The sequence below is a fragment of the Streptomyces gelaticus genome, from assembly GCF_014649535.1.
GTDB lineage: Bacteria > Actinomycetota > Actinomycetes > Streptomycetales > Streptomycetaceae > Streptomyces > Streptomyces gelaticus.
Genome location: NZ_BMTF01000007.1, coordinates 40,380 through 63,197, shown reverse-complemented (window position 1 = coordinate 63,197; position 22,818 = coordinate 40,380). Strand labels below are relative to the sequence as shown.

The 22,818-nt window shown below is 69.6% G+C and carries 20 protein-coding genes; 17 read left to right on the top strand and 3 right to left on the bottom strand.

From position 1 onward, the window contains the following. Positions 1-2: 2 nt before the first annotated feature. Entirely contained in the window at positions 3-659 is a 657-nt protein-coding gene (locus IE107_RS12610; RefSeq protein ID WP_189543833.1) for an MBL fold metallo-hydrolase, read from the top strand. Positions 660-707: 48 nt separating this feature from the next. Further along, positions 708-1,487, top strand: coding sequence for an exodeoxyribonuclease III (locus tag IE107_RS12605; RefSeq protein WP_189543832.1), 780 nt, complete (start codon positions 708-710; stop codon positions 1,485-1,487). Between the two features lie 122 nt (positions 1,488-1,609). On the opposite strand, the gene IE107_RS12600 is transcribed toward IE107_RS12605, so the two are convergent. Next, complete coding sequence (locus IE107_RS12600) at positions 1,610-2,788, bottom strand: Cmx/CmrA family chloramphenicol efflux MFS transporter (protein WP_189543831.1); 1,179 nt, start codon at positions 2,786-2,788, stop codon at positions 1,610-1,612. 535 nt (positions 2,789-3,323) lie between these two features. Here IE107_RS12600 and IE107_RS12595 point away from each other — a divergent pair. From IE107_RS12595 to IE107_RS12565, 7 genes are all read left to right on the top strand, one after another. Next, on the top strand, positions 3,324-3,599 hold the full coding sequence (locus IE107_RS12595; RefSeq protein WP_189543830.1) for a hypothetical protein: 276 nt from the start codon (positions 3,324-3,326) through the stop codon (positions 3,597-3,599). 372 nt (positions 3,600-3,971) lie between these two features. Further along, the gene (locus tag IE107_RS12590) at positions 3,972-4,292 is read left to right on the top strand and encodes a hypothetical protein (RefSeq protein WP_189543829.1); all 321 of its coding nucleotides are present in this window, start codon (positions 3,972-3,974) and stop codon (positions 4,290-4,292) included. 578 nt (positions 4,293-4,870) lie between these two features. Then, on the top strand, positions 4,871-5,308 hold the full coding sequence (locus IE107_RS12585) for a DUF6278 family protein (RefSeq protein WP_189543828.1): 438 nt from the start codon (positions 4,871-4,873) through the stop codon (positions 5,306-5,308). Between the two features lie 123 nt (positions 5,309-5,431). Next, positions 5,432-6,175 carry an amino acid ABC transporter ATP-binding protein gene (locus IE107_RS12580; RefSeq protein ID WP_189543827.1) on the top strand — a complete coding sequence of 248 codons (744 nt, stop codon included), beginning with the start codon at positions 5,432-5,434 and terminating at the stop codon, positions 6,173-6,175. A gap of 14 nt (positions 6,176-6,189) precedes the next feature. Continuing rightward, complete coding sequence (locus IE107_RS12575; RefSeq protein ID WP_189544055.1) at positions 6,190-7,101, top strand: glutamate ABC transporter substrate-binding protein; 912 nt, start codon at positions 6,190-6,192, stop codon at positions 7,099-7,101. Between the two features lie 17 nt (positions 7,102-7,118). Next, positions 7,119-7,763 carry an amino acid ABC transporter permease gene (locus tag IE107_RS12570; RefSeq protein WP_189543826.1) on the top strand — a complete coding sequence of 215 codons (645 nt, stop codon included), beginning with the start codon at positions 7,119-7,121 and terminating at the stop codon, positions 7,761-7,763. Next, positions 7,760-8,632 carry an amino acid ABC transporter permease gene (locus IE107_RS12565; RefSeq protein WP_189543825.1) on the top strand — a complete coding sequence of 291 codons (873 nt, stop codon included), beginning with the start codon at positions 7,760-7,762 and terminating at the stop codon, positions 8,630-8,632. Before IE107_RS12570 ends, IE107_RS12565 begins: the two co-directional genes overlap by 4 nt. Positions 8,633-8,691: 59 nt before the next feature. On the opposite strand, the gene IE107_RS12560 is transcribed toward IE107_RS12565, so the two are convergent. Then, complete coding sequence (locus tag IE107_RS12560; RefSeq protein ID WP_189543824.1) at positions 8,692-10,287, bottom strand: CocE/NonD family hydrolase; 1,596 nt, start codon at positions 10,285-10,287, stop codon at positions 8,692-8,694. Between the two features lie 138 nt (positions 10,288-10,425). Continuing rightward, a complete protein-coding gene (locus IE107_RS12555) occupies positions 10,426-11,646 on the bottom strand; it encodes a L,D-transpeptidase (protein WP_373302432.1) in 1,221 nt (406 codons plus the stop codon). 225 nt (positions 11,647-11,871) lie between these two features. Here IE107_RS12555 and IE107_RS34830 point away from each other — a divergent pair, with 225 nt between their 5' ends. From IE107_RS34830 to IE107_RS12520, 8 genes are all read left to right on the top strand, one after another. Continuing rightward, the gene (locus IE107_RS34830) at positions 11,872-13,038 is read left to right on the top strand and encodes a lipid II:glycine glycyltransferase FemX (protein ID WP_229866868.1); all 1,167 of its coding nucleotides are present in this window, start codon (positions 11,872-11,874) and stop codon (positions 13,036-13,038) included. Next, the gene (gene murJ, locus IE107_RS12550; protein ID WP_229866867.1) at positions 13,035-14,699 is read left to right on the top strand and encodes a murein biosynthesis integral membrane protein MurJ; all 1,665 of its coding nucleotides are present in this window, start codon (positions 13,035-13,037) and stop codon (positions 14,697-14,699) included. The genes IE107_RS34830 and murJ overlap by 4 nt, the downstream gene beginning before the upstream one ends. A gap of 66 nt (positions 14,700-14,765) precedes the next feature. Then, entirely contained in the window at positions 14,766-15,449 is a 684-nt protein-coding gene (locus IE107_RS12545) for a response regulator (RefSeq protein WP_189543822.1), read from the top strand. Further along, positions 15,446-16,882, top strand: coding sequence for a sensor histidine kinase (locus tag IE107_RS12540; RefSeq protein ID WP_189543821.1), 1,437 nt, complete (start codon positions 15,446-15,448; stop codon positions 16,880-16,882). Before IE107_RS12545 ends, IE107_RS12540 begins: the two co-directional genes overlap by 4 nt. Further along, positions 16,879-17,406, top strand: a complete 528-nt coding sequence (locus IE107_RS12535; RefSeq protein ID WP_189543820.1) for a hypothetical protein — start codon at positions 16,879-16,881, stop codon at positions 17,404-17,406. Before IE107_RS12540 ends, IE107_RS12535 begins: the two co-directional genes overlap by 4 nt. Before the next feature lie 764 nt (positions 17,407-18,170). Further along, the gene (locus IE107_RS12530; RefSeq protein ID WP_189543819.1) at positions 18,171-18,341 is read left to right on the top strand and encodes a hypothetical protein; all 171 of its coding nucleotides are present in this window, start codon (positions 18,171-18,173) and stop codon (positions 18,339-18,341) included. A 144-nt stretch (positions 18,342-18,485) separates the two neighbouring features. Next, positions 18,486-21,503, top strand: coding sequence for a lantibiotic dehydratase (locus tag IE107_RS12525; RefSeq protein ID WP_189543818.1), 3,018 nt, complete (start codon positions 18,486-18,488; stop codon positions 21,501-21,503). Further along, the gene (locus tag IE107_RS12520; protein WP_189543817.1) at positions 21,500-22,801 is read left to right on the top strand and encodes a lanthionine synthetase C family protein; all 1,302 of its coding nucleotides are present in this window, start codon (positions 21,500-21,502) and stop codon (positions 22,799-22,801) included. The genes IE107_RS12525 and IE107_RS12520 overlap by 4 nt, the downstream gene beginning before the upstream one ends. Positions 22,802-22,818: the final 17 nt, after the last annotated feature.

Genomic DNA, 22,818 nt, shown 5'->3' with positions numbered 1-22,818 from the left:
CCATGGACGCCGTGAACCCCGTGCACCTGACACTGACCAAGAAGACGCACTCCTGCATCCGGCTGGAGAAGAACGGGCGGACGCTCGTCATCGACCCGGGTGCTTTCTCCGAGCAGGACGCCGCTGTCGGCGCCGACGTGATGCTGGTGACGCACGAGCACCCCGACCACTTCGACGAGGGACGGCTGCGCGCGGTCATGGAGGCCGATCCGGCCGCCGAGATCTGGACGCTGCGCAGCGTCGCCGACCGGCTCGCGGCGGCCTTCCCCGGCCGGGTCCACACCGTCGGCCACGGCGACACCTTCACCGCGGCGGGCTTCGACGTACAGGTGCACGGCGAGCTGCACGCCGTCATCCACCCGGACATCCCGAGGATCACCAACATCGGCTTCCTGGTGGACGGCTCGGTCTTCCACCCGGGCGACGCGCTCACCGTCCCCGACCGGCCGGTCGACACCCTGCTGCTCCCGGTGATGGCCCCCTGGAACAAGATCTCCGAGGTCATCGACTACGTACGCGAGGTCCGGCCGCGGCGCGCCATCGACATCCACGACGCGCTGCTCACCGATCTCGCCCGCCCGATCTACGACAACCAGATCGGCAGCCTCGGCGGCGCCGACCACGGCCGGCTGGCCCCCGGGGACTCGACCGGTCTGTGACCGGCGCCGGTCCGGCGGCTGTCAGTGGTAGCCGCTAGGTTTACGTACATGCGCATCGCCACCTGGAACGTCAATTCGATCACCGCCCGGCTCCCGAGGCTGCTGGCCTGGCTGGAGAGCAGCGGCACGGATGTGCTGTGCATCCAGGAGACCAAGTGCACCGCCGAACAGTTCCCGGCGGACGCGCTCCGCGAGCTGGGCTACGAGTCCGCGGTCAACGCCACCGGCCGGTGGAACGGCGTGGCGCTGGTCTCCCGGGCCGGCCTGTCCGACGTGGTGGAGGGACTGCCGGACGGTCCGGACTACGACGGGGTGCAGGAACCGCGGGCGATCTCCGCCACCTGCGGCCCGGTCCGGGTCTGGTCGGTCTACGTGCCCAACGGCCGCGAGGTCGAGCACGCGCACTACGCGTACAAGCTGCGCTGGTTCGAGGCCCTGCAGAAGGCCGTCGCCGTGGACGCGGCCGGCTCGCGGCCGTTCGCGGTCCTGGGCGACTTCAATGTGGCCCCGACCGACGAGGACGTCTGGGACTCGGCGCTGTTCGAGGGCGCCACGCATGTCACCCCCGCCGAGCGGGCCGCTCTCGCCGCACTCCGCGAGGAAGGGCTGTCGGACGTCATGCCTCGGCCGCTCAAGTACGACCGCCCGTACACCTTCTGGGACTACCGGGAGCTGCGCTTCCCGAAGAACAAGGGCATGCGGATCGACCTGGTCTACGGCAACGCGCCATTCGTCGCGGCGGTCAAGGACAGCTATGTGGACCGCGAGGAGCGCAAGGGGAAGGGGGCGTCCGACCACGCCCCGGTGGTCGTGGACCTCGACATCTGAGGCCGTTGTCAGTGGTGGCCGCTAGCGTGGTTCCCGTCCTGTTCCCGCTTGCTGGCTGCTTGCTCCGACCAGGACGGCCCCGCCCGTTCAGCGCCGGGCGGGGCTCCCTCCACCGCTGCCCGTCAGACCGCGGCGATGTTTTCCCGGCCGCGGTCTGCGGCACGGCTCATCCCCAGTACCGCACCGGCGGTGCCCAGGGCCAGGGCCATCAGCAGGGCGCTCACCCACAGCGGTGAGCGGAAGCCGAAGCCCGCGCCGATCGCGAGGCCGCCCAGCCAGGGGCCGAGCGCGGCCCCCACATTGAACGCGGCTGTGGCGAACGAGCCGGACAGGGTCGGTGCGTCGGCCGCCAGCCGGAACACCCAGGAGATCAGCGCCGTACCCGTACCGAACGCGAGCATTCCCTGGACGAGGACGAGCGCCACCGTCGCCGACGGGCTGCCCGCGGTCAGTGCCAAGCCGGTCCAGCCGATGACCAGCGCCACCAGACCGGCCGCGGTGAAGGCGACCGGCCTGGTGTCGACGAGCCGGCCGGCGACCGTGACGCCGATGAACGAGCCCAGTCCGAAGAGGGCCAGCAGCCCCGGGACCCAGCCCGCGGTGAGCCCGGTGACATGGGTGGCGAGCGGTTCCACGTAGGAGAACGCGCAGAACGTCGCCCCCTGCACGAGGGCGCTCGTCAGCAGGGTCAGCAGCAGCCGCGGCCCCGTCAGCGTCCGCAGCTCGACGCCCGCGGGGGCGGGGGCGGACTCGGGCCGCCCCGCCGGAACGGTCCTGGCGATCACGACGACGGCCGGTACGGAGACCAGGGCCACGGCCCAGAACGCCGACCGCCACCCCCAGTGCCCGCCCAGCGCCGCACCGGCGGGCACCCCGGCGACACAGGCGACGGTGACGCCCCCGACCACGACCGAGGTGGCGCGTGCCCGTGCCTCGGGCCCGGCCATGGCGACCGCGGTCACCAGCGCCACCGCCCAGAACCCCGCGTTGGCCAGCGCCCCGACCACCCGTGTCGCGAGGAGCAGCCCGTAGCCGGGAGTGAGCGCGCCGATGACATGGACGGCGGCGAAGACGCAGAGGAAGAACACGAGGGCGCGGCGGCGCGGCCAGTTCCGGCTGAAGAGCGCCGTCAACGGCGCCCCGACGATCATTCCGATCGCGAAGGCCGAGGTCAGCAGCCCCGCGGCGGGGATGGACACATCCAGGTCGGTGGCGATGTCCGAGAGCAGACCGGACAGCATGAATTCGGAGGTGCCCTGGGCGAAGACGGCGAGCCCGAGCGCGTAGACGGCGAATGGCATGAAGGAACCCCATGGACGGCAGACGGATGGACCAGACAGGGGGTGTGGGCCCGCGCCCGCCCGTCGCGACGGGCGGCAACGCGGAAGAACGTCCCAGGCGTTGATGGACGTGACTCCAAGACGGCGGCGGGCGCCGGAGCCGGGGAGTCCGCGCACGGTCGCATCGGGAGCGGTCCATGAGCGCGGACGGGAGGAGCGCAGCCCACACAGCGGTGGTCCTGCGGCGGCAGCCGACGGAAAACGGCTCCGGGCCGGTAATTCGGCGCGAGGGGAGCAATTCCGCGGCGGATCAGCCACCGGTGGACCGGTGGCTAGCCTCTGTCGGACTCGGGGCTGGACATGATCGTGAAGGTACCAGTTCGCTTCGCCTCGCCTCCACCCCTTTTCGGCCGGAACCAGCACTCAGCCACGCCTGAGCCCCGATCCGCCGACCGGGGCCATATCCATGTCTCCGACGCCGTGTGCACCCAACATCATTTCGCTTACGCTCACTTGGCACAGCGGCCTCGTTCGAGGCACTTCGTGAGGAGATCAAATGTCTGTTCCGGAAGGCGCCTACGCCGTTCAGTTCACGTTCACGGCCTACGCCGACGGCGTTGAGATCGGCACCACCTTCGAGATCCCCTTCAGCACATCCCTGTCCCAGCTGCCGCACGAGGACGCTGCGGCGCAGGCCGCCGCCGAGGCCTACAAGGCCGCCATCGCCGCCGCCTATCCGGCTGTGACGGTGTACGCAGACCGTGTCTACCTGTGTCGCCGGCGCGGCGACGCCTGGCCGGCATCTTCCGCCGAACGCATAGCTTCCGCCTGACCGCATCGCATCCACAGCGACGCCCCCGTGCACCATCACGGCCGCCCCTCCCGCCTCGGCGGGAGGGGCGTCTTCCTGCCTACGGGCACGACTCGCGTCATTCGAACCGGTGCAGGTCGTCGGCCGTGGTGCGCCGACGACATGACGGGCCTCGGCGCCTGACGATGCAGCACGGACGCCCCGTCGCCCGCACGGTGACGGGGCGTCGACATACTCATGCGGCGGGCAGGCGCACCCTCGATGTTGATGCCGGTGCCACCTTTCCGGGCACGGAACGGAGTGTTCGGGTAACCCGGAGTGAGGTCGCGCCGAGACCATGTCCGTAGGAGCCTGGGAAGGCACGCCTGCACCCGCAGATCCAAGGAGAAATCCATGCGCACCAACAAGGCGTTCGCGGTTCTCGGCTCGGCTCTGTTCGTCGGCAGCCTGACAGTCGCACCGGCGCTCACCGCACAGGCGTCGGCCGCCCCCAAACCTGCGCAGGCAGTAGCCGCGCACGACGCCGTCACCGATTCCTACCGGGACGGCTACCGCCAGGGCTTCCGGAACGGATACGCGGATGCGCGGGACGACTGCGACCGCAATTTCGGGGGTCTGTCCCAGCGAGGCATACAGCAGGACATTCGTTGGGCACGGGGCTACGCCGACGGTTACAGCGACGGCTACGACCGGGCCTTCGACCGGTTCTGTTAGCGGCCTGCTGCTGCACTCTCCGGAGGAAGCGCAGTAGGGCCAGGTGCGATCGAATGTCGATCGCGTGTTCGATCCCGGGTCTCTTCTGAGGCCTCTGCGCGCTCCGGCTCGCACCGACCGTGGCCCGCCGCGTCACCCCCTGTCGCGGTTGGGCCGCGGTCGGTGTGTCATGCCGGCCCCGTGCAGGGCTGGGCGCTCGAACATGCGTGCGCTCGCATGGGCGGTCCCCGTTGAGCGGTCTCCATTGTTGGCCGCATGGCCGGTCCCGGGTTGCAGTCCACGCAGTCCACGCCCCCGAGGTACAGCGACCCGGGCGGTACGGAACATGTCTGTCAGTCCTGGGATGGCCACGCCCCCGAGGTGCAGCGACCCGGGGCCGGTTTTGTGTCATGGTGGGCTGATGTTCGCACTTCGCGGGATTGGCGGAATGGGGGTCCGGTGGGAGGCGAGTGGGAGGTGATCACGGTGAACGTGGTTGAACTGGCACCGGCTGGAGCCGAGTGCTCGATGTCGCCCCGGTCTGGTACTGCCGGGGCGGTGGTCGCATCCAGCAGCGACGTGCCGCAGGGGGGCCGGTCATGAACATCCCTTTCCTGGGCAACTGGCGCAAGCGTCACGGCGGTGAGCAGGGGGCCGGGCTCGCCGCCGTCGCGGCCGATCCCGATGGTGTGGCCGAGCTGCTCGCCGAGTGCGAGTTGCTGCGTGTCCGGGTGGGGCAGCGTGGGCTCGAACTCGACGACAGCCCGGCCTCGTTGACGGCTCTCGACCAACTGCCACCGCGCTGGCGTGACGACCCGGAGGAGCTGCCCTGGCTGGGCAACGACGCGGGGCTGTACCTCGGGACGGTCCTGGTGCGGAACGTTCCCGGCGCGGTCTGGAGCATCCGGCCCAGCGGGCAGCCCGTGGTGCGGCTCGCCTCCGGGCGGGAGATCGATGTGGTCGAGGCGGGGCTGGACTGGGCGATGGCGGGCAGCCCCGAGCTCTCGCAGGTCTACTCGGAGTCGGCCGAAGGGTAGCGATTTCACTACAACCGGATAAGAAGCCTTATGCCCCATTTGTGCGTGTCGGTGACGAAGTCCCTTTTCGGGCTGGATAGTTTGCGCTGACCTCGACACAGCGAAAAGTGGGTAGGGCAGCGTATGGCCGTCGATCCGTTGATCGAGCTGCGGGACGTCAACAAGTACTACGGACAGTTGCACGTACTGCGGGACATCAATCTCACCGTCGGCCGCGGGGAGGTGGTGGTGGTCATCGGCCCCTCCGGCTCCGGCAAATCGACGCTCTGCCGGACCATCAACCGGCTGGAGACGATCGAGTCCGGCCGTATCGCGATCGACGGCAGACCCCTCCCCGAGGAGGGCAAGGGCCTCGCCCAGCTCCGGGCCGAAGTGGGCATGGTCTTCCAGTCGTTCAACCTGTTCGCGCACCGGACCGTGCTGGCCAATGTCTCGCTCGCCCAGCTCAAGGTCCGCAAGCGCAAGAAGGACGAGGCGGACCGGCGCTCCCGCGAACTGCTGGAGCGGGTCGGACTGGCCTCGCACGCCGACAAGTTCCCCGCCCAGCTCTCCGGCGGCCAGCAGCAGCGCGTCGCCATCGCCCGCGCCCTCGCCATGGACCCCAAGGCGCTGCTCTTCGACGAGCCCACCTCGGCGCTCGACCCGGAGATGATCAATGAGGTGCTGGAGGTCATGCAGCAGCTCGCCCGGGACGGCATGACGATGGTCGTGGTCACGCACGAGATGGGCTTCGCCCGCTCCGCCGCCAACCGCGTGGTCTTCATGGCCGACGGACGCATCGTCGAGGACCGCACTCCCGAGGCGTTCTTCACGGCTCCGGAGAGCGACCGCGCCAAGGACTTCCTGTCCAAGATCCTCAAGCACTGACGGGGGGTTCCGTGTTGCGTACGAGAAGAGTTCTGGCCGCCTGTGCCGGCCTCCTGCTGGCCGTGCTCGCCGCCGCGTGCGGCAAGGAGGGCAGCCCGCCGGTGAAGGGCCCGAAGCCCGAACAACTGCCGGTCTACAAGGTCGACACCGCCTTCCGGCTGCCCGCCTCGCCGACCTGGACGAAGGCGAAGAAACGCGGCTATCTCCGGGTCGGTGCCAAGGAGGACCAGCCCTACCTGGGCGAGAAGGACCCGGCCACCGGCATCTACTCCGGCTTCGACATCGAGATCGCCAAGATGATGGCGGCCTCGCTCGGCTTCGATCCGAAGACGATCCGCTTCAAGACCATCGCCTCCGCCAACCGCGAGACGGCGCTGCAGAACGGGCAGATCGACTACTACGTCGGCACCTACACCATCAACGCCATGCGCAAGAAGCTCGTCGGCTTCGCCGGTCCCTACTACATGGCCGGACAGGGCCTCCTCGTCCGCACCGACGAGCACGACATCAACGGCCCGCAGGACCTGGCCGGCAAGACGGTCTGCTCGGCCGCCGGGTCGACCCCGTACCAGCGCATCGCCGCCGATTATCCCAAGGCGATCCTGGTCGCCTACGACACGTACTCGATCTGCGTCGACAACCTGCTGACCTACCAGGTCGACGCCGTCACCACCGACGACGCCATCCTGCTGGGCTTCGCGGCCAAGGCGCCCAAGGAGATGAAGGTCGTGGGCAAGCCGTTCTCCGAGGAGCCGTACGGCATCGGAGTCCCGCGCAGCGACAACGCGCTGCGGTTCGCGCTCAACGACGCCCTGGAGGCGAACGAGAAGAACGGCAACTGGAAGAAGGCGTTCGAGGCCACGCTCGGCCTGTCCGGGGCGCCCGCGCCGCAGCCGCCGCCCATCGACCGCTACCCGGCGACCTGAGAGGGCGGGCATCGACCATGGACGTACTCACCGAGAATTTCTCGCTCTATGCCCAGGGTTTCCTGGGCACGGTCGAACTGACCGTCTACTCCTCGATCCTGGCCCTGCTCCTCGGCTTCGTCATGGCCTCCTTCCGGGTGGCCCCCGTCGGTTCGCTGCGCGTGCTCGGCACGGTCTGGGTGACGGTGCTGCGCAACACCCCGCTGACGCTGCTCTTCTTCGCGGTCCTGCTCGGACTGCCGCGCTTCGGTCTGGTCCTTCCCTTCAAGGTCTTCGCGGTCCTGGCGCTCGGCTGCTACACCTCCGCGTTCATCTGCGAGGTGCTGCGCTCGGGAATCAACACCGTGCCGACGGGGCAGGGCGAGGCGGCCCGCAGCCTCGGCATGACGTTCGGCCAGACGCTGAACACCGTGGTGCTGCCCCAGGCGTTCCGGTCGGTGATTCCACCGGTCGGATCCACCCTCATCGCCCTCGCCAAGAACTCGGCGATCGCCGGGGCGTTCAGCGTCACCGAGCTGCTCGGCACCTACAAGAACCTCAACGAGCTGGGTTACAGCATCATCTGGACCTTCGTCTGGATCGCCGTCGGCTACCTGATCATCACCCTGTCCATCAGTGCGCTCTTCAACCTGATGGAGAAGCGCTGGGGAGTCGCCCGATGACCACCCGCACCGCGCCGTCCGCCACCGCCCTCTACGACATCCCGGGCCCGGCGACCCGCAGGCGCCATCTCCTGTACGGCGTCGTCTCGACGGCCCTGATCCTCGCCCTGATCGGCTGGGTCGTCTATCTGCTCTTCGACACCGAACAGTTCACCAGTGCCAAGTGGACCCCCTTCACGTACAAGGGGATCCAAAAACTGCTGCTGCGCGGACTGGGCAACACCCTCAAGGCGTTCGCGTACGCCGCGGTGCTCTCCCTCCTGCTCGGCGCGGTCCTCGCCGTGGGCCGGCTCTCCGACCACCGGCCCGTGCGCTGGATCGCCACGGTGCTCGTGGAGTTCTTCCGGGCCATGCCCGTACTGGTGATGATCTTCTTCATCTTCGTGGCGCTGAAGGTGCAGCCGCTGCCCGCCCTGGTCACCGGTCTGACCCTGTACAACGGCTCGGTGCTCGCAGAGGTGTTCCGTACCGGGATCAACTCGGTGGAGCGCGGCCAGTCGGAGGCCGCGTACGCGCTCGGGCTGCGCAAGACCCAGGTCACCACGTTCGTGCTGGCCCCGCAGGCCGTGCGCGCCATGTTGCCCACCATCATCAGCCAGCTGGTCGTGGCACTGAAGGACACCTCGCTCGGCTATCTGATCACCTATGAGGAATTTCTCCACGCGGGCAAGCTCATCGCGTCCAACCTCGACTACGATCTGCCCTTCATCCCCGTGGTGATGGTGATCTCGCCGATCTACATCGGGATGTGCATGCTGCTCTCCTGGTTCGCGACCTGGGTGGCCAAGCAGGAACGGCGCAATCCGAAGGTGAAGGCCGTGGAGATCGCACCGGCCGAACCAGGAACGCTGCTGCCGGGAGTGCAGTAGCCGGGGCCCGCCGCGAGGCGGTCCCAGCGGAGCGTTGCCCGCCCGGCAGCAGCCGGTGATCACTTCTCGCGCAACGGTACGGACAGGTACGACGGGTCCGCCGGGGACGAGGAGAAGGTCAGCTGTGATCCGGTCGGGTTGTGCTCGATGTAGAGGGGGTCGACGGTGTCGATCACCAGGGTGAGACGGTGACCGGCCGGAACGTCGTAGGCGGTGGAGAACAGCTCCAGGTCTACGGGGAACGGCCGGCCCGGCGTCCGCCCGTGGAAGGTATAGGGGGCGTTGCTGACCAGCTTGCCGAGGCCGAGCGGCCCTTCGTCGTAGAGATACGCGACGAAGGTGCCGCTCTCCTTGTTCGCGGTCACCGTGGTGTGGAGCCGCGCCGTGCCCCGGATGTGCTGCGGTGCCGCGTACTTCCCGGACTGCCAGACGCCCGCGAAGGCACGGGGCAGCAGTGGTACGGAGGCGAGCGGCGGCAGCTTCACGAACTGGTCGAGGGCGTTGGACAGCATGACGAGGCCGCCGTTGGCGCCCGAGTCGACGTTCGCGAGGATCCGCTGTGTGCCGTCGAGCGCGATCCGCTCCTGGGCGGCGCCCACCGACTTCCAGTCCGGGTAGCCCTCGTAACCGCTGTCCGTACGGGACTTGAGCTGGACCGGCGGCTCCTGGTCGATGCCGTTGCGCTCGCCCTTGAGGTAGCGGTCGAACCAGCGGTGGGCATCGGTCCAGGTGTCGTTGGGCAGACCGAGCAGCCCGGTGGCTTCCGCCGTGGCGTGGTCGCCGGGGCGGAACTCCAGGCGCTTGGGGCCGCTGAGCTTCTCGTAGAACGAGGCGTACTGGTTCGGCGGGAAGATCGTGTCGCCCCAGGCGTTGCCCATCATGACGGCCGCGCCGTTGGCGTTGATCTCATCGAGGAAGGCGGCGGGGGAGCGCTTCTTTCCCCAGGCGATCATGTTCCCTTCCTTGGCGAGGTCGGAGCCGAGGAAGCTCGCGAGCGTCCGGCTCAGCTCCTCGCTCGGGCGTCCGGTGAGCAGGCCGGCGCCGCCGAGGAGGGCGGCGGCCTGGAGGTGCTGGGTCCGGCCGCTGTAGATCGATTCGATGAGATCGGCCCAGCCGCTGAGCGCGACCACGGCCTTGATCCGCTTGTCGTGCCCGGCGGCGAGGAGGCTGATGCCCGCACCGTAGGAGACTCCGCCCATGCCGATGCGGTCCGGGTCGGAGGGGGTGTTGGCGAGGGCCCAGTCGATGACCGAGGTGACGTCAGCGAGGTCCGGCGGGCCCGCCACCTCGATTTCGCCGCCGGAGAGCCAGAAGCCCCGCGAGGTGTAACTGACCACCACATAGCCGGAGTCGGCGAGCTCCTGCGCCTGGGCGAAGTACTCGAATTGCGGCATGCCCCAGCTGGTGGGCAGCACGATCAGCGGGTGCTTCGAGCCCGGCTCCGCTCCGGCGGGCGTGAACACATTGCCCTTGAGCGTGATCCCGCCGGAGCCGGGGATGTCGTGGAACTCCGGGCCCGGTGCGGAGGCCGCGGGGGCAGGGGCGGCGGGCAGCGCTGCGGCGGCCGGAGCCGCAGTGAGGGCGGCTCCGGCGAACAGGACGGCGGCTGTTGCGATGGAAGCGGTGGTGCGCAGAGCCGGGTACGGACGTCCCACGGATCACTCCTCACGCGTGCAGGGCGAAGTGAACCGACGGTAACCCTCGCCCCTCAACTGTGGTAACTCACCGGTAAGTTACGTGAGGGTAACAATTGTCGGCCGCCCCGCCGGAGGTCGGGCGCGGCTCCGTGGCCCCTACAGCGCGCTCTTCGCCTGCCAGTCGGACCACGACACGTTCCACGCCCCGTACCCGTTGCCCTCCGCGACCGTGCCCTTGGCGTCCGCGCCGGTGATCTCGAACGGGTCGCCGACCCGCACCTGCCGGTAGAGCGCGGCGGCGTTGGCGTCGCTCATCCCGACACAGCCCGAACTGCGGTTGGCCACCCCGAAGTAGGCCGCGTTCCACGGCGCCGCGTGGGCGTACATCCCCGACCAGGTCAGCCGCATCGACGAGTCGACCATCTTGTCGTAGGCGTCGCCGAGGCCGACCGTCTCGGAGCGCATGTTGATCGTTCCCTCCTTGGACATCAGTACGGCGGTGCCGCGCCAGGACGCCTTCTCGCCGCCGGGGGTGCCGGCCGACATGGGCACGTCCATGACGGTCTTTCCGTCCCGCTTCAGCGCCAGCCGGTGGCGGTCGAGGTCGACCTCGACCACCTGGTCGGCGCCGATCGTGAAGGTGGTCCGGTAGTCGCGTACGAACCAGCCGCCGGAAGGGCCCGAGTCGATGCCGTTGAGATCGGCGTCGAGCGTGACCTTCGTACCCGACTTCCAGTACTCCTTGGGCCGCCAGTCGACGCGGTCCTTGCCGGAGTAGTCCTGCAGCCAGCCCCAGGAGCCCTCGGTGTTGTTCGAGGTGGTGACCTTCAGGGCCTTCTCGACCGCCGCCCTGTCCTTGACCGGGTTGTCGAAGACGATCGAGAGCGGCTGGGCGATGCCGACCGTGGTGTTCTTCCCGGGGGCCAGCGTCAGCTTGTTGACCTTGTCCGCCGCGGCGGTGGTGAAGCCGGCCTCGGCGCTGCCGCCCTCGGTGTTCTTCGCCTCGACGCCGTACGTGGTGCCGGGCGCGGCCGGCCGGTCGGAGGTCCACGTCCTGCCGTCGGCGGATATCCGGCCGGTCAGCGCCTCGCCCCCCTTCGCGCTCACCGTGACCGTCTTCAGCTTCCCGCTGCCGAGCGTCACCTTCACCGGCGACCCGGGAGCGGCCTGGCTGCCCCGGAGGTTCACCGAGATCCTGGCCTCGGAGGCCGGTGCGGCCGCGCCTCCCTTGCCCGAGCCCTTGTCCGAGTCCGACGCGGAGGCACCGGTACAGGCGGTGAGCACGGTACCGAGCACCGCGGTACCGGCGATCAGGGTGAGCCGGACCGGGCGGCCGAGTGGAGCGGTACGGCGTACGGACCGGGGTGCAGCGATCAACGGAAAAACCTCCAAGGCATTGCTTCTCGTCGAGGGAGAGGTGTTCATCCGACGATAGGTTCCGCAAATCGGCCGAAAACCGGGAAATGCCCCGTGTGACATGTGCCGCAGCGCAACGGTCATCGTCCGGTCACATACGTCGCTCGGCTCCGTCACGGACCGCTGTGAGCATCCTGTGCGGCCCCGCAGAGCCGACAGCGGGGCGGACCAGGAAGGGCCACGAACATGTCAGCGCTGCTCGCGACCGGAGACCGTCGCCACGACCAGGAACTGCGGATACGCGGGCTGACCGCCGCCGAGCACCGGGCGTTCCTGTCCACCCGCCCCGGGGCGAGCTTTCTGCAGTACCCGTCGTGGGCGGGAGTGAAGGACCGCTGGACCTCCGAAACGGTCGGCTGGCACGGCGGATCCGGCGAGCTGACCGGCGCCGCTCTGGTGCTCTACCGGCAATTCCCGGGAACCCGCAAGTACTTCGCCTATCTGCCCGAGGGCCCGGTCGCCGACTGGGCCGACCCGGACCTCGACGGCTGGCTCGGCCCGCTGATGGCGCATCTGCGAAGGGCCGGTGCCTTCGCCGTACGGATCGGTCCCTCACCGGCGTACCGCCGCTGGGACTCCGGCCGTCTCAAGGCGGCCACGGGGCCGGGCCGGACGGTGTCCGACGTGCTGGCGAGCGAGGTGGACCCGCTCGGCGCGGCCGTTGCCGAGCGGCTGAGGGCCCGTGGCTGGCACCGCTGCGGCGGTGACGGCGGCGAGGACGCCGACGCACAGCCGCGCCATGTCTTCCAGGTGCCGCTCGCCGGACGGACCCCCGACCAGCTCTGGTCCGGACTCAACCAGGAATGGCGCCGCAACGTCCGCAGGGCCCAGAAGTCCGGGGTGCGTATCGTCATCGGCGGCGAGGCGGAACTCCCCGAGTTCCACCGGCTGCTGCGGATCACCGAGGAACGCGACGGCTTCCGGCTCGGCCGCTCCCTCGCGTACTACCAGCAGCAGTACGCCGTGCTCAACGCCGAACAGCCCGGCCGGATGCGGCTCTACCTCGCCGTCCACCAGGGCGAGATCCTGGCCGCCCACACCATGATCAGCACCGGCCGGCGGGTCTGGTACCAGACCGGGGCGTCCGCCGACCACCGCCGCGAGGTCCGCCCCAGCAACGCGCTGCAGTGGCGGATGATGCTCGATGCCCACGGGCTCGGTGCCGATGTGCACGACATGCGCGGGGTACCCTCCACCCTTGACCCCGACGACCGCCCCTTCGGGCTGCTCCGCTGGAAACTCGGCACCGGCGGTCAGGTCGTCGAGACGCTCGGAGAGTGGGAGACATCGGTGGGCGGAGCCACGAACAACACCCTTTACCGGGCGTTCCAGGCGTACCTGGCCCGCCGGTGACGGCCACCGGAGCGGCCCTCACGAAGGCCGCGGACCACAAGCCCCGCTCGGTGCTGCGCAACGGTGCCGTCATGGCGGCCGGCTCCGTCGTCTCCCGGGCGACCGGCTTCATACGCTCGGCGGTCGTCGTCGCCGCGCTCGGCACCGGACTCGGGGCCGACGGCTACACGGTCGCCAACACCGTCCCCAACATCCTCTACACACTGCTCATCGGCGGCGCGCTCAACGCCGTCTTCGTCCCCGAACTGGTGCGGGCGGCAAAGAACCACGCCGACGGCGGAGCCGCGTACACCGACCGGCTGCTCACCGTCTGCGCCGTCGCCCTCCTCGCCCTCACCGGCGTCACCGTCCTCGCCGCCCCCTGGATCGTCGAGGTCTACGCCCCCGGCTACCACGGCGCACAGGCGGAGATGACCGTCGCCCTGGCCCGCTACTGCCTGCCGCAGATCCTCTTCTACGGACTGTTCACCCTCCTCGGGCAAGTTCTGAACGCCCGGGGCCGGTTCGGGGCGATGATGTGGACCCCGGTCCTCAACAACGTGGTCGTCATCGCCGTGTTCGGGATCTACCTCGCCATCGCGGCGGGCTCCGACGGCACGCTCACCCCGGCGCAGGCCCAGTGGCTCGGCTGGGGCACGACGGCCGGGATCGTCGTCCAGACGCTCGCCCTGGTGCCCGCGCTGCGCGCCGCCGAGTTCCGCTGGCGGCCCCGGTTCGACTGGCGGGGCAGCGGCCTCACCCGGCCGTTGCGCGCGGCCGGCTGGCTGGTCACGCTGGTGCTGACCAATCAGCTCGCCTACTGGGTGGTGACCCGGCTCTCCACCACCATCGGCCAGCGCGCCCACGACATGGGCCTGGCGGGAGGCGCCGGCTACACCGCGTACAGCTACGCCTTCCAGCTGTGGGTGGTGCCGCACGGCATCGTGACCGTCTCGCTCGTCACCGCGCTGATGCCCCGGATGAGCCGGGCGGCGGCCGACGACGACCTGCCGGGCCTGCGGCGCGATGTCTCGTACGCCCTGCGCACCTCGGCCGCGGTCGTGGTGCCCGCGGTGGCCCTGCTGTTCGCGCTGGCACCGTGGGTGATGGGAGCGGTGTACGGGTACGGGGCCACGGACGACGCGGACATCGCCGTGATGGCGGGCATGACGATGGCGTTCGCGCCCGGACTCATCGCCTACTCGGGGCAGTACGTGCTCTCCCGGGCGTTCTACGCGATGGGCGACACCCGCACGCCGTTCCTCCTCAATCTGGTGATCGCGACGCTCAACGCCGGGCTCTCGGCCGCCGCGTATCTGCTGCTGCCGGTCCGCTGGGCCGTGACGGGGATGGCCGGCGCCTACTCCGTGGCACTGTTCGCCGGCTTCGCGGCCACCGCGTACGCGCTGCACCGCAGGCTCGGCCGGGGCGACGTAGCCCGGACCTCACCGGTGCGTTCGCCCGCGCTGTGGGCGCAGTTCCGGCTGGTGGCGGCGTCCGTGCCCGCCGGGCTCCTGGGATACCTGGCCGCCGGGAGCTGCGCGGGGCTCGGGGACTTCGCGGCGGTGGGCGCGGGCTCCTTCGTGCTCCTGCTCACGGTGGCGCTGCTGGCCCGGCCGTTGCGGCTGCGGGAGGTCAGCGCCGTGATCGCGGCGGGCCGGGGGCGGCTGAGGCGGGCGTGACCCGCAGGCACCACCTGCCCACCCGCCCATTCGCATCCATTTCTTGATCGCTGGGATACTGCTGCCATGCCTCGCGTTCTGCTGATCGAAGATGACCCCTCCGTACGGGAAGGGGTCGAGCTGGGGCTGCGGCGGCGCGGCCACGAACTGCGCGCCGTGGAGAGCGGGGAGGCGGGGCTGGCCGCGCTGGGGGAGTTCCGGCCCGATCTGGTGCTCCTCGACCTGATGCTCCCCGCCATGAACGGGGTCCAGGTCTGCCGCCGGATACGCGAGACCAGCCAGCTGCCGATCATCATGCTCACGGCCCGGGGCGACGACTTCGACGTGGTCGTCGGGCTGGAGGCCGGTGCCGACGACTACATCGTCAAGCCGGCCCGCACCGAGGTGATCGAGGCCAGGATCCGTGCCGTGCTGCGCAGGCTCGCCGAACCGACAGGGCGTGGCGGCACCGAGATCCATGGCGAACTGGCCGTCGACCGGGCCGGACTCTCGGTCACCAAGGCCGGGCAGCGCGTCCTGCTCGCACCCTCCGAACTGAAGCTGCTGCTCCACCTTTCGGCCTCGCCCGAGCAGGTCTTCAGCAGGCAGCAGCTCCTCGAATACGTCTGGGAGCACAGCTACCACGGGGACGCCCGCCTGGTCGACGCCTGTGTGCGGCGGCTGCGGCAGAAAGTCGAGGACGTGGCGGGCAGCCCGCGGTACATCCAGACCGTCCGCGGCTTCGGATACCGCTTCGGGCCGCTCGGATGAGGGTCTTCGCCGCCCCGTTCGGGCTGCGCACCCGTCTCGTCGGAGCCTTCCTCCTGGTCGCGGCGATCAGCGCCGCCACCACCGCCACCCTCACCTACCGCGAGGCGCGCTCCGCCATCCTCCAGCAGGCCCAGGACACGGCCGTCGACCAGTTCCGCGACCGGATCGGCTCCCAGTCCGTGACCCTGCCGGTGGACGAGGAGCAGCTGCGGCGGGCCTGCCGCAGCCTCGCCAGGGAGGGCAAGCCGCATCCCTGGATCGTCTTCGCCGAGTACGGGGCGATCCGGGTCTCCTCCTCGAACCGGCCCACCTCCGACGTGATCACGCCCGAACTGCAGGCAGCCGCCCGCGGCAACGCGCACGGCTCCTTCCAGCGGGTCGTCAAGGACGGCGCGCCCTGGCTGACCGTCGGAATGCCCGCGCTCATCGACCGCGGCGACGGAGGCCAGCCCACCGGGCTCGTCCTCTACGCCGTGATGCAGCTCTCCACCGAGGAGGCCAATGTCGAAGCCATGGTGACCGCGGCCCGCGACGGCGCCCTGCCCGCCCTCCTGATCGCCCTGGTGCCCGCACTGCTCGCGGCCCGCAGTGTGCTGCGTCCGGTACGCGACCTGCGACGGGCCGCCGCGGGCATCGGCCGGGGCGAGCTCGACACCCGGATCGAGGTCCGGGGCTCCGACGAACTCGCCGGACTCGCCAGGACGTTCAACGACTCCTCGATCAAGCTCCAGGAGTCCGTGGCGGAGCTCCGGCAGGCCGAGGTGCGGGCCCGGCGCTTCGCCTCCGACGTCTCGCACGAGCTGCGCACCCCGCTCGCCGGAATGCTCGCCGTCACCGAGGTGCTCGACGAGGACGCGGCCCAGCTGAACCCCGACACCGCGGCGGCCGTCCGGCTGATCAGCGCGGAGACGGGCAAGCTCGCCACCCTCGTCGAGGACCTGATGGAGATCTCCCGCTTCGACGCCAAGGCCGCGGATCTCCACCTCGATGAGGTCGATGTCGCCGAAGCGATCCGAAAGACCCTCCAGAGCAGGCGCTGGGAGGACCGGGTTCAGGCCGAACTCCCCGAGGGGATACGGGCGATGATCGATCCGCGCCGCTTCGATGTCGTCGTCGCCAACCTCGTCGGCAACGCCCTGCGGCACGGCGCGGAGCCCGTCGCGGTGCGACTGCGGACCGAGCGGCAGGGCGCGGCGGAACGGCTGGTGGTCGAGGTGGCGGACAGCGGCCCCGGCATCGACCCCGCCGTGCTGCCCCATATCTTCGACCGGTTCTACAAGGCCGACGCGGCCCGTACCCGGTCGGCCGGCAGCGGACTCGGGCTGGCGATCACCCAGGAGAACGTACGGCTGCACGGCGGCACCGTGCGCGCCGCGGGCGGGCCCGGAGGCGGCGCGGTCCTCACGGTCGAACTGCCGCTGGAGGGGCCGTGAGAGGCGTACGCGCCCTCGGCGCCCTGCTTCCTCTTGCCTTGCTGGCGACCGGGTGCGGGATACGGGCCACGGATGTCATCGAGGTCGGCGACCCGGCGGTCGTCGATGTGGCGCCGGGACGCGAGCAGAGCACCCTGCTCTACTTCGTGTCCTCGTCGTCCGCGAAGCGGCTGATGCCCGTCGTACGGCCCATCGAGATGCCGGCGGAATTCCCCTTCTACGGCGGTACGGAAGTGGTGCGAGGGCCGAGCCGGGCGCTCGCCCTGCTCTTCGAAGGGCCGAACAAGGTCGAGGTCGCGACCGGCCTGCGCACCGAACTCCCCTACGCCCGCGCCGCTCCGAACATCGAGCTGGGCCCGGACGGAGTCCTGGTCCGGTTGAACACGGCCGTCACCACACTCTCCGAGGTCGCCCGCCAGCAGTTGATCTGCACTGCCGCACAGGCCCGCACCGCGGACCGGGGCGAGGCGGTGAAGGTGGTCGGTACCGACGGCGTCATCGGACCGGCCCGCTGCTCCGTGTGAGCCGAGGCGGTGCCGTGCCGTGTCCGGCCCGGCCGACCCGGTGAAGAGCGGTACGAGACACGCAACACCGTCGAACGGGCGGTCAACCGCTTGAAGCAGCACCGGGCGGTCGCCACTCGCTGCGACAAGCGCAGCTGTGTCCGCCTCGGAACCGCGACAGCAGCAGCCCTCGTCATCCGGCTGCGAACATGATCGCCCGGACAAGTCCTTGCCGTACAGGAACCTTTCCCGGTCGCCAGGACCTTTACGCCCTCAGTGGGGGAGGGGCATCCGTCTGGCCGGAAATCGCTCCCACCTCGGACTGCCGTGGCATTTCGTTCTCCGGCTTGCCGGCGCGAAGGCTGAAGTGCCGGAATTGTCCCCATGGGTGATGGTTCGATCGGGGGGAGTCACGGCGGCCGCATCTGCCGCAGGGAAGGTGTGGCGGAATTTCGCAGCTCAATCCTTTAATCCGAACTGCATCGAGCGGCCGCGCAAGGGTGGGCGGGCGTCAAGTGCTCGGTGAATTTCAATGGCAGAGTGGCGCGATATAACCCCTGTGGTCAATATTCGCATATGGGGCATACTCCGGAGAATCCTTCCTTCTTTTTGAGGGGTTGTTGACACGTATGATCATCGGCACTTAGGTTCCTGAGCCGTAAGTTCTGGCGTTCGGCGTGGAAACCTGTAGCAGATATTTCTTCCTCGCAGGAGCCGGGCCTTTGGGCCACGGGAAATATCCGTTACTTTCCATGCGCGCCCTGACTATGAACAGGAGTTGCATCATGAGCACGGATCTCCTCATCGCAGCGGCTGACGAGGAACTGGGCGACCTCGACCTCGACGTTCATTTCATGTCGAGTGGCGACGTGGCCGACCAGATGTACAGCTGTGCCGTCGACAGCATGGGTAACGGATCCAGCACCTCCAACGGTTGGCGCACCTGCTGCGCGTAATCATCCCGTGAGGGATCTTCGGAAATGCCAGGCCTGTGAAAAGAGGCTCTGCCTTCTTTTCACGGGCCTGGCGGCTCGTTCTTATGGAGGCAGGGGATGAAGGCGGGTTATTTCACGTCACGGGAACCGCTGATGCTTCGTGCGGTGGCCACTTCTCAAAGCCCGGCCGAAATTCCCTCGCCTCCGGCGAGCGCGACGTACGGCTTCAGCGAAACGGATCTCCTGGCCCAGATCCGGCTTCTGGCGTCGGACCGGCGCCTCCGTGACGCCGTGGCGGTGTCCAGCCCTTCTCTCGACGAGACGTTGGAACGGCTGCTCGATGGCGCGGAACTGCCGCGGAAGCGCCTGATGAAGACGGCCGTCTCGCTCACCAAGTACGCCCTGCGCATAGCCGGCCGGCCGACACCCTTCGGCCTGCACGCCGGAGTCTCTGTTCTGGAGACGGCGGACACCGCGCGCGTGGAGCACACGGAGCGCCGTGTGAGAGCACGGTTCGACGAGGCATGGTTCTCCGAGGTGGCGCGGACCCTGCTGACGTACCCGAGCGTGCGTCACTCGCTGACCGTCGTCGTCACCAACCTCGGCTATGTCCGCGGGGACAGGCTCGTCCTGCCCAGCACACACGCCCCGGCCGGTACGGGGGAGAAGGGCAGCGGCCAGGCGAGTATCCGCATGACACGGCTTCTGGCCACCGTCCGCGAGACGGCGGCGAGGCCGATCCGGTACGCGGAGCTGGCCGACCGGCTGGCCGGCACACTGCCCGAGACCCCCGTCGAGCAGATCGACCGCTACCTCCTCGGGCTCGTGCAGAACGGTGTCCTGCTCACCTCGCTGCGCTCCGACCTCCTCGACGAGCTGCCGCACGACGGCACCTGTCCGGAGTCCGGCACAATGCGGGAACTGCGCACCCGCCTACGGCGATACGAGGAGCGCCCGGAGTCGGCGGAAGGGATCGAGGAGCTCAGAACGGCCTCCCGTACGGCCAAGGGGCTGGCCGAGACGGCCAAGGGCGCCATCCAGGTGGACCTGGAGCTGGGCGTCCGGGCCGCTGTCCCGCCCGGCGTGCTCGCGGAGATCGAGTCGTACGCGTCCACGATGTGGCGCATCACTCCCGACGAGCCCTCGCACCCGCACATGGTTTCGTACTTCTACGCGTTCATGGACCGCTACGGCAAGTACGGCGCGGTCCGGCTCGAACAGCTCATCGACTCGCACCGAGGCCTGGGCTTCCCCACCGGCTACCGCCACCCCCTCGTCAACTCCCGGGTCTTCCCCGACGCCACGGGCACCAAGGACGAGCTCCGCCAGGCGCGGCGCGAGGAGCACGTGGCCGCGCTGCTGCACAGCGGACTGACACACCCGGACGGAGAGGTCGTCCTGGACGAGTCCGATGTGGAACTGCTCGCGGACAGCACACAGTCACCCCCGTACGACATGGATCTCTGCTTCCAGCTCAGGGCCCGGGACACCGACGCCCTGAACGCCGGTGACTTCGAGCTGGTCTCGTCACCGCTGGTGGGCGCGCGCGTCATGGGCGCCACCATGGGGCGGTTCGCGGAACTGACCGGCAGCGTGGACCGGCTTGCCGCGCTCTACCCGTCCGACCACTCCTCCGGTATTCACGCGCAGGTCTTCTTCGAGCCGACCTCGGCGCGCGCCCGCAACGTGATGCGCACGCCGCGCCTCGTCCCCTTCACTCTGCCCATCGGCACCTTCGTCGGCCGGGACGACGGCGGCCGTCCGATCGACTGGCGAGAGCTCGTCGTCCACTCCGACGGAACGAGGCTCCGTCTCCACTGGCCGCGTGAGGACACGGAGGTGCATCCCTTCGTCCCGCACATGCTCGCGCTTCAGGGCGGTGCGCCGAACCTGGCGAGATTCCTCAGCGAACTGCGGTACACGAGCGGCCGGAAGGCCTGGCGCGAATGGAACTGGAAAGGGTACGACGCGCTGCCCATGCTGCCACGCGTCCGCATCGGCAAGGTCGTCGCCTTCCCCAGGACCTGGCGTGCAACCCCGGCCCTGCGCCGGGCCGCAGGGGACCCGTCGGCCTGGCACGAGGCGGTCCCGCGGTGGCGGGACGCGTCACGCGTCGACCGACGGGTCGGCGTCGTGGACCAGGACCGCGTCTACGGGCTGGACCTCGACGACGCCTTCCACCGCGAGATCCTCCGTCGCGACCTGCTCAAGGGCGGGATCACCCTGATGGAGGGACCGGGCATGGGCGAGGAGGACTTCGGCTGGCTCCAGGGCCGGTCCAACGAGATCGTGGTTCCGCTGCGCGGGAATGCCCGGACGGACGAACCCCGGCCGCCGCACCCGCCGGCAGTGATCGAGCCCGTGCACCACGGTCTCGGCGGCGAGTGGGCGTACGTACGGCTGTACGCCGACCTCGACACCCATGACGAGCTGATCGCACGCCATCTGCCCCAAGTGGTGAGGGAGACGGCCGATCTGGCCGACCAGTGGTTCTTCATCCGCTTCAACGATCCGGAGCCGCACCTCCGCCTGCGTCTGAAGAGCGCCGACGCGAGGACGACGGGACGGATGCACGAGCGGCTGCACGAGAATCTGCGGGCGCTCATCCGCAAGGGTCTCCTCCGCCGCGTCGGCGCAGAGTCCTACGAGCCGGAGACCGAGCGCTACGGCGGGCCCGAGGCGCTGTCGCTCGCCGAGAGGATCTTCTGCGTCGACAGTCAGGTCGCCGTCAACCAGATCCGTCTGCTGAACCGTGGCCAGGCCCTCGGTGTCGCCGCGAACACTGTCCTGGTGGCCGGCTACGCGTCCCTGCTGGAAGCCCTCGGGGTGGACTGGACCACGTGGGCGGCGGAACGTTTCATGAAGTCCAGGGACGGGGCCGTCGGCCGTGACCAGATCGACGAGGTGTGCCGGATCGTGACGGCCAAGGACGTCGCACGAAGCGTCACCGAACGCCTTCCGGCGCTCGACCTGGTACGGGCCTGGGGGGACAACGCTGCTGCGCGCGGCTACGGCGAGAGCATCTCGCGGGATCCGTCCCGGTTCTCCGAGAAGCAGCAGAACTACGCGATCTCCAGCCTTCTCCACATGCAGCACAACCGTCTCGTCGGCGTGAACCCGGAGAACGAGGAACGGAGCCTCGTCCTGCTCGGCCATGCGGCGCGAAGGCTGCGGCACCGATGACCGACAGAACCAGCCGTGTGCGCCGAGTCTGCCAGGACGTCTCGGCCGGGCTCGTCGACCCCGCGTCCGTCCTGAGGACGTTCACGGACTCGCTGGGCGACGACGCGACCTCGGCGCAACTGGAAGCACAGGCGCGGAGCCTGGGCAGCGGCCTGCCCGGCGTGGCCCTCCTCTTCGGCGACTGCGCACCTCCCGGCCTGCGGGCGGACCGGGTGGCACACCGGCATTTCACCGCGGCCGTCCAGTTGTTGCAGGGCGGTCCCGCCAGTGACCCCGGCCTGCACTCCGGGCTCAGCGGCCTGGCGTTGTCGCTCCTCCTGTGCCGTGGGAGCGGCAGCGGGTATGGACGCGCCCTGCAGCGGATCGACGCTTCCCTGGGCGCCGTCGTGGCAGCGGTGTGCACCTCCGTCGCACGCGATCCCATCGGCGACCGGGCCCGCTTCGACGCCATCAGCGGTCTGGCGGGCGTGGGCCGGTACGCCCTGTTGAGGGGCGCCCCGATGCGGGACACCCTCGTGTCGGTCCTGAAGACACTGGTCGCTCTCGGAACGAGTCGCTCCGTCGACGGTCACCACCTCCCCGGTTACTGGACGTTGACGAGACCGCGCGGCGGTCTCGTCGCCTCGCCACGCGCCGGCAACCTGAACCTCGGGATGTCGCACGGCATCGCCGGCCCGCTGGCACTGCTGGCCCTCGCCCACGGGCAGGGGGTGTCCGTACCCGGTCAGCTGAAGACGATGGAGACGCTGGCCGGCGTCTACCGGGATCGTGCTCGGGTGGGGGAGCACGGCGTCTTCTGGCCCGACTTCATCTCGTGGGACGAGTGGCTGTCCGGTGACGGCGACGAGGAGAGCGGAAGAACGGCGTGGTGTTACGGCAGTCTCGGTATCGCCTCGGCGCTGCGTCTCGCGGCGGACGCGACCGGTCAGGAGGAACTGCGCCTGCTGGCCCACTCGGCCGTGGAATCCGTGGTCCGCGTACCGCTGAACCGATGGCCGGTGCGGAGCGCCGGACTCTGCCACGGCTGGGCCGGTGCGCTCAACTGCCTCAAGTTCTTCGCGACGGGGCCACTTGCCGAGGAGGTGAACCAGGTTCGCGACGAGATCGCCGACATGGTTCTCCGGCTCCACGACGAACGGGAACCCTTCGGGTTCGGATACCCGGACGAAGACGGGCGTACGACGCTCGCGCTCCCGGGTTTCCTGGACGGCGCCGCCGGTGTCGTCCTGGCACTGGACGCCTACGCCTCGGGAAGCACCGAGGCGGCGCCGTGGGACGCGGCGCTCTTGCTGGCCTGACAGCGGCCCGGCGGACG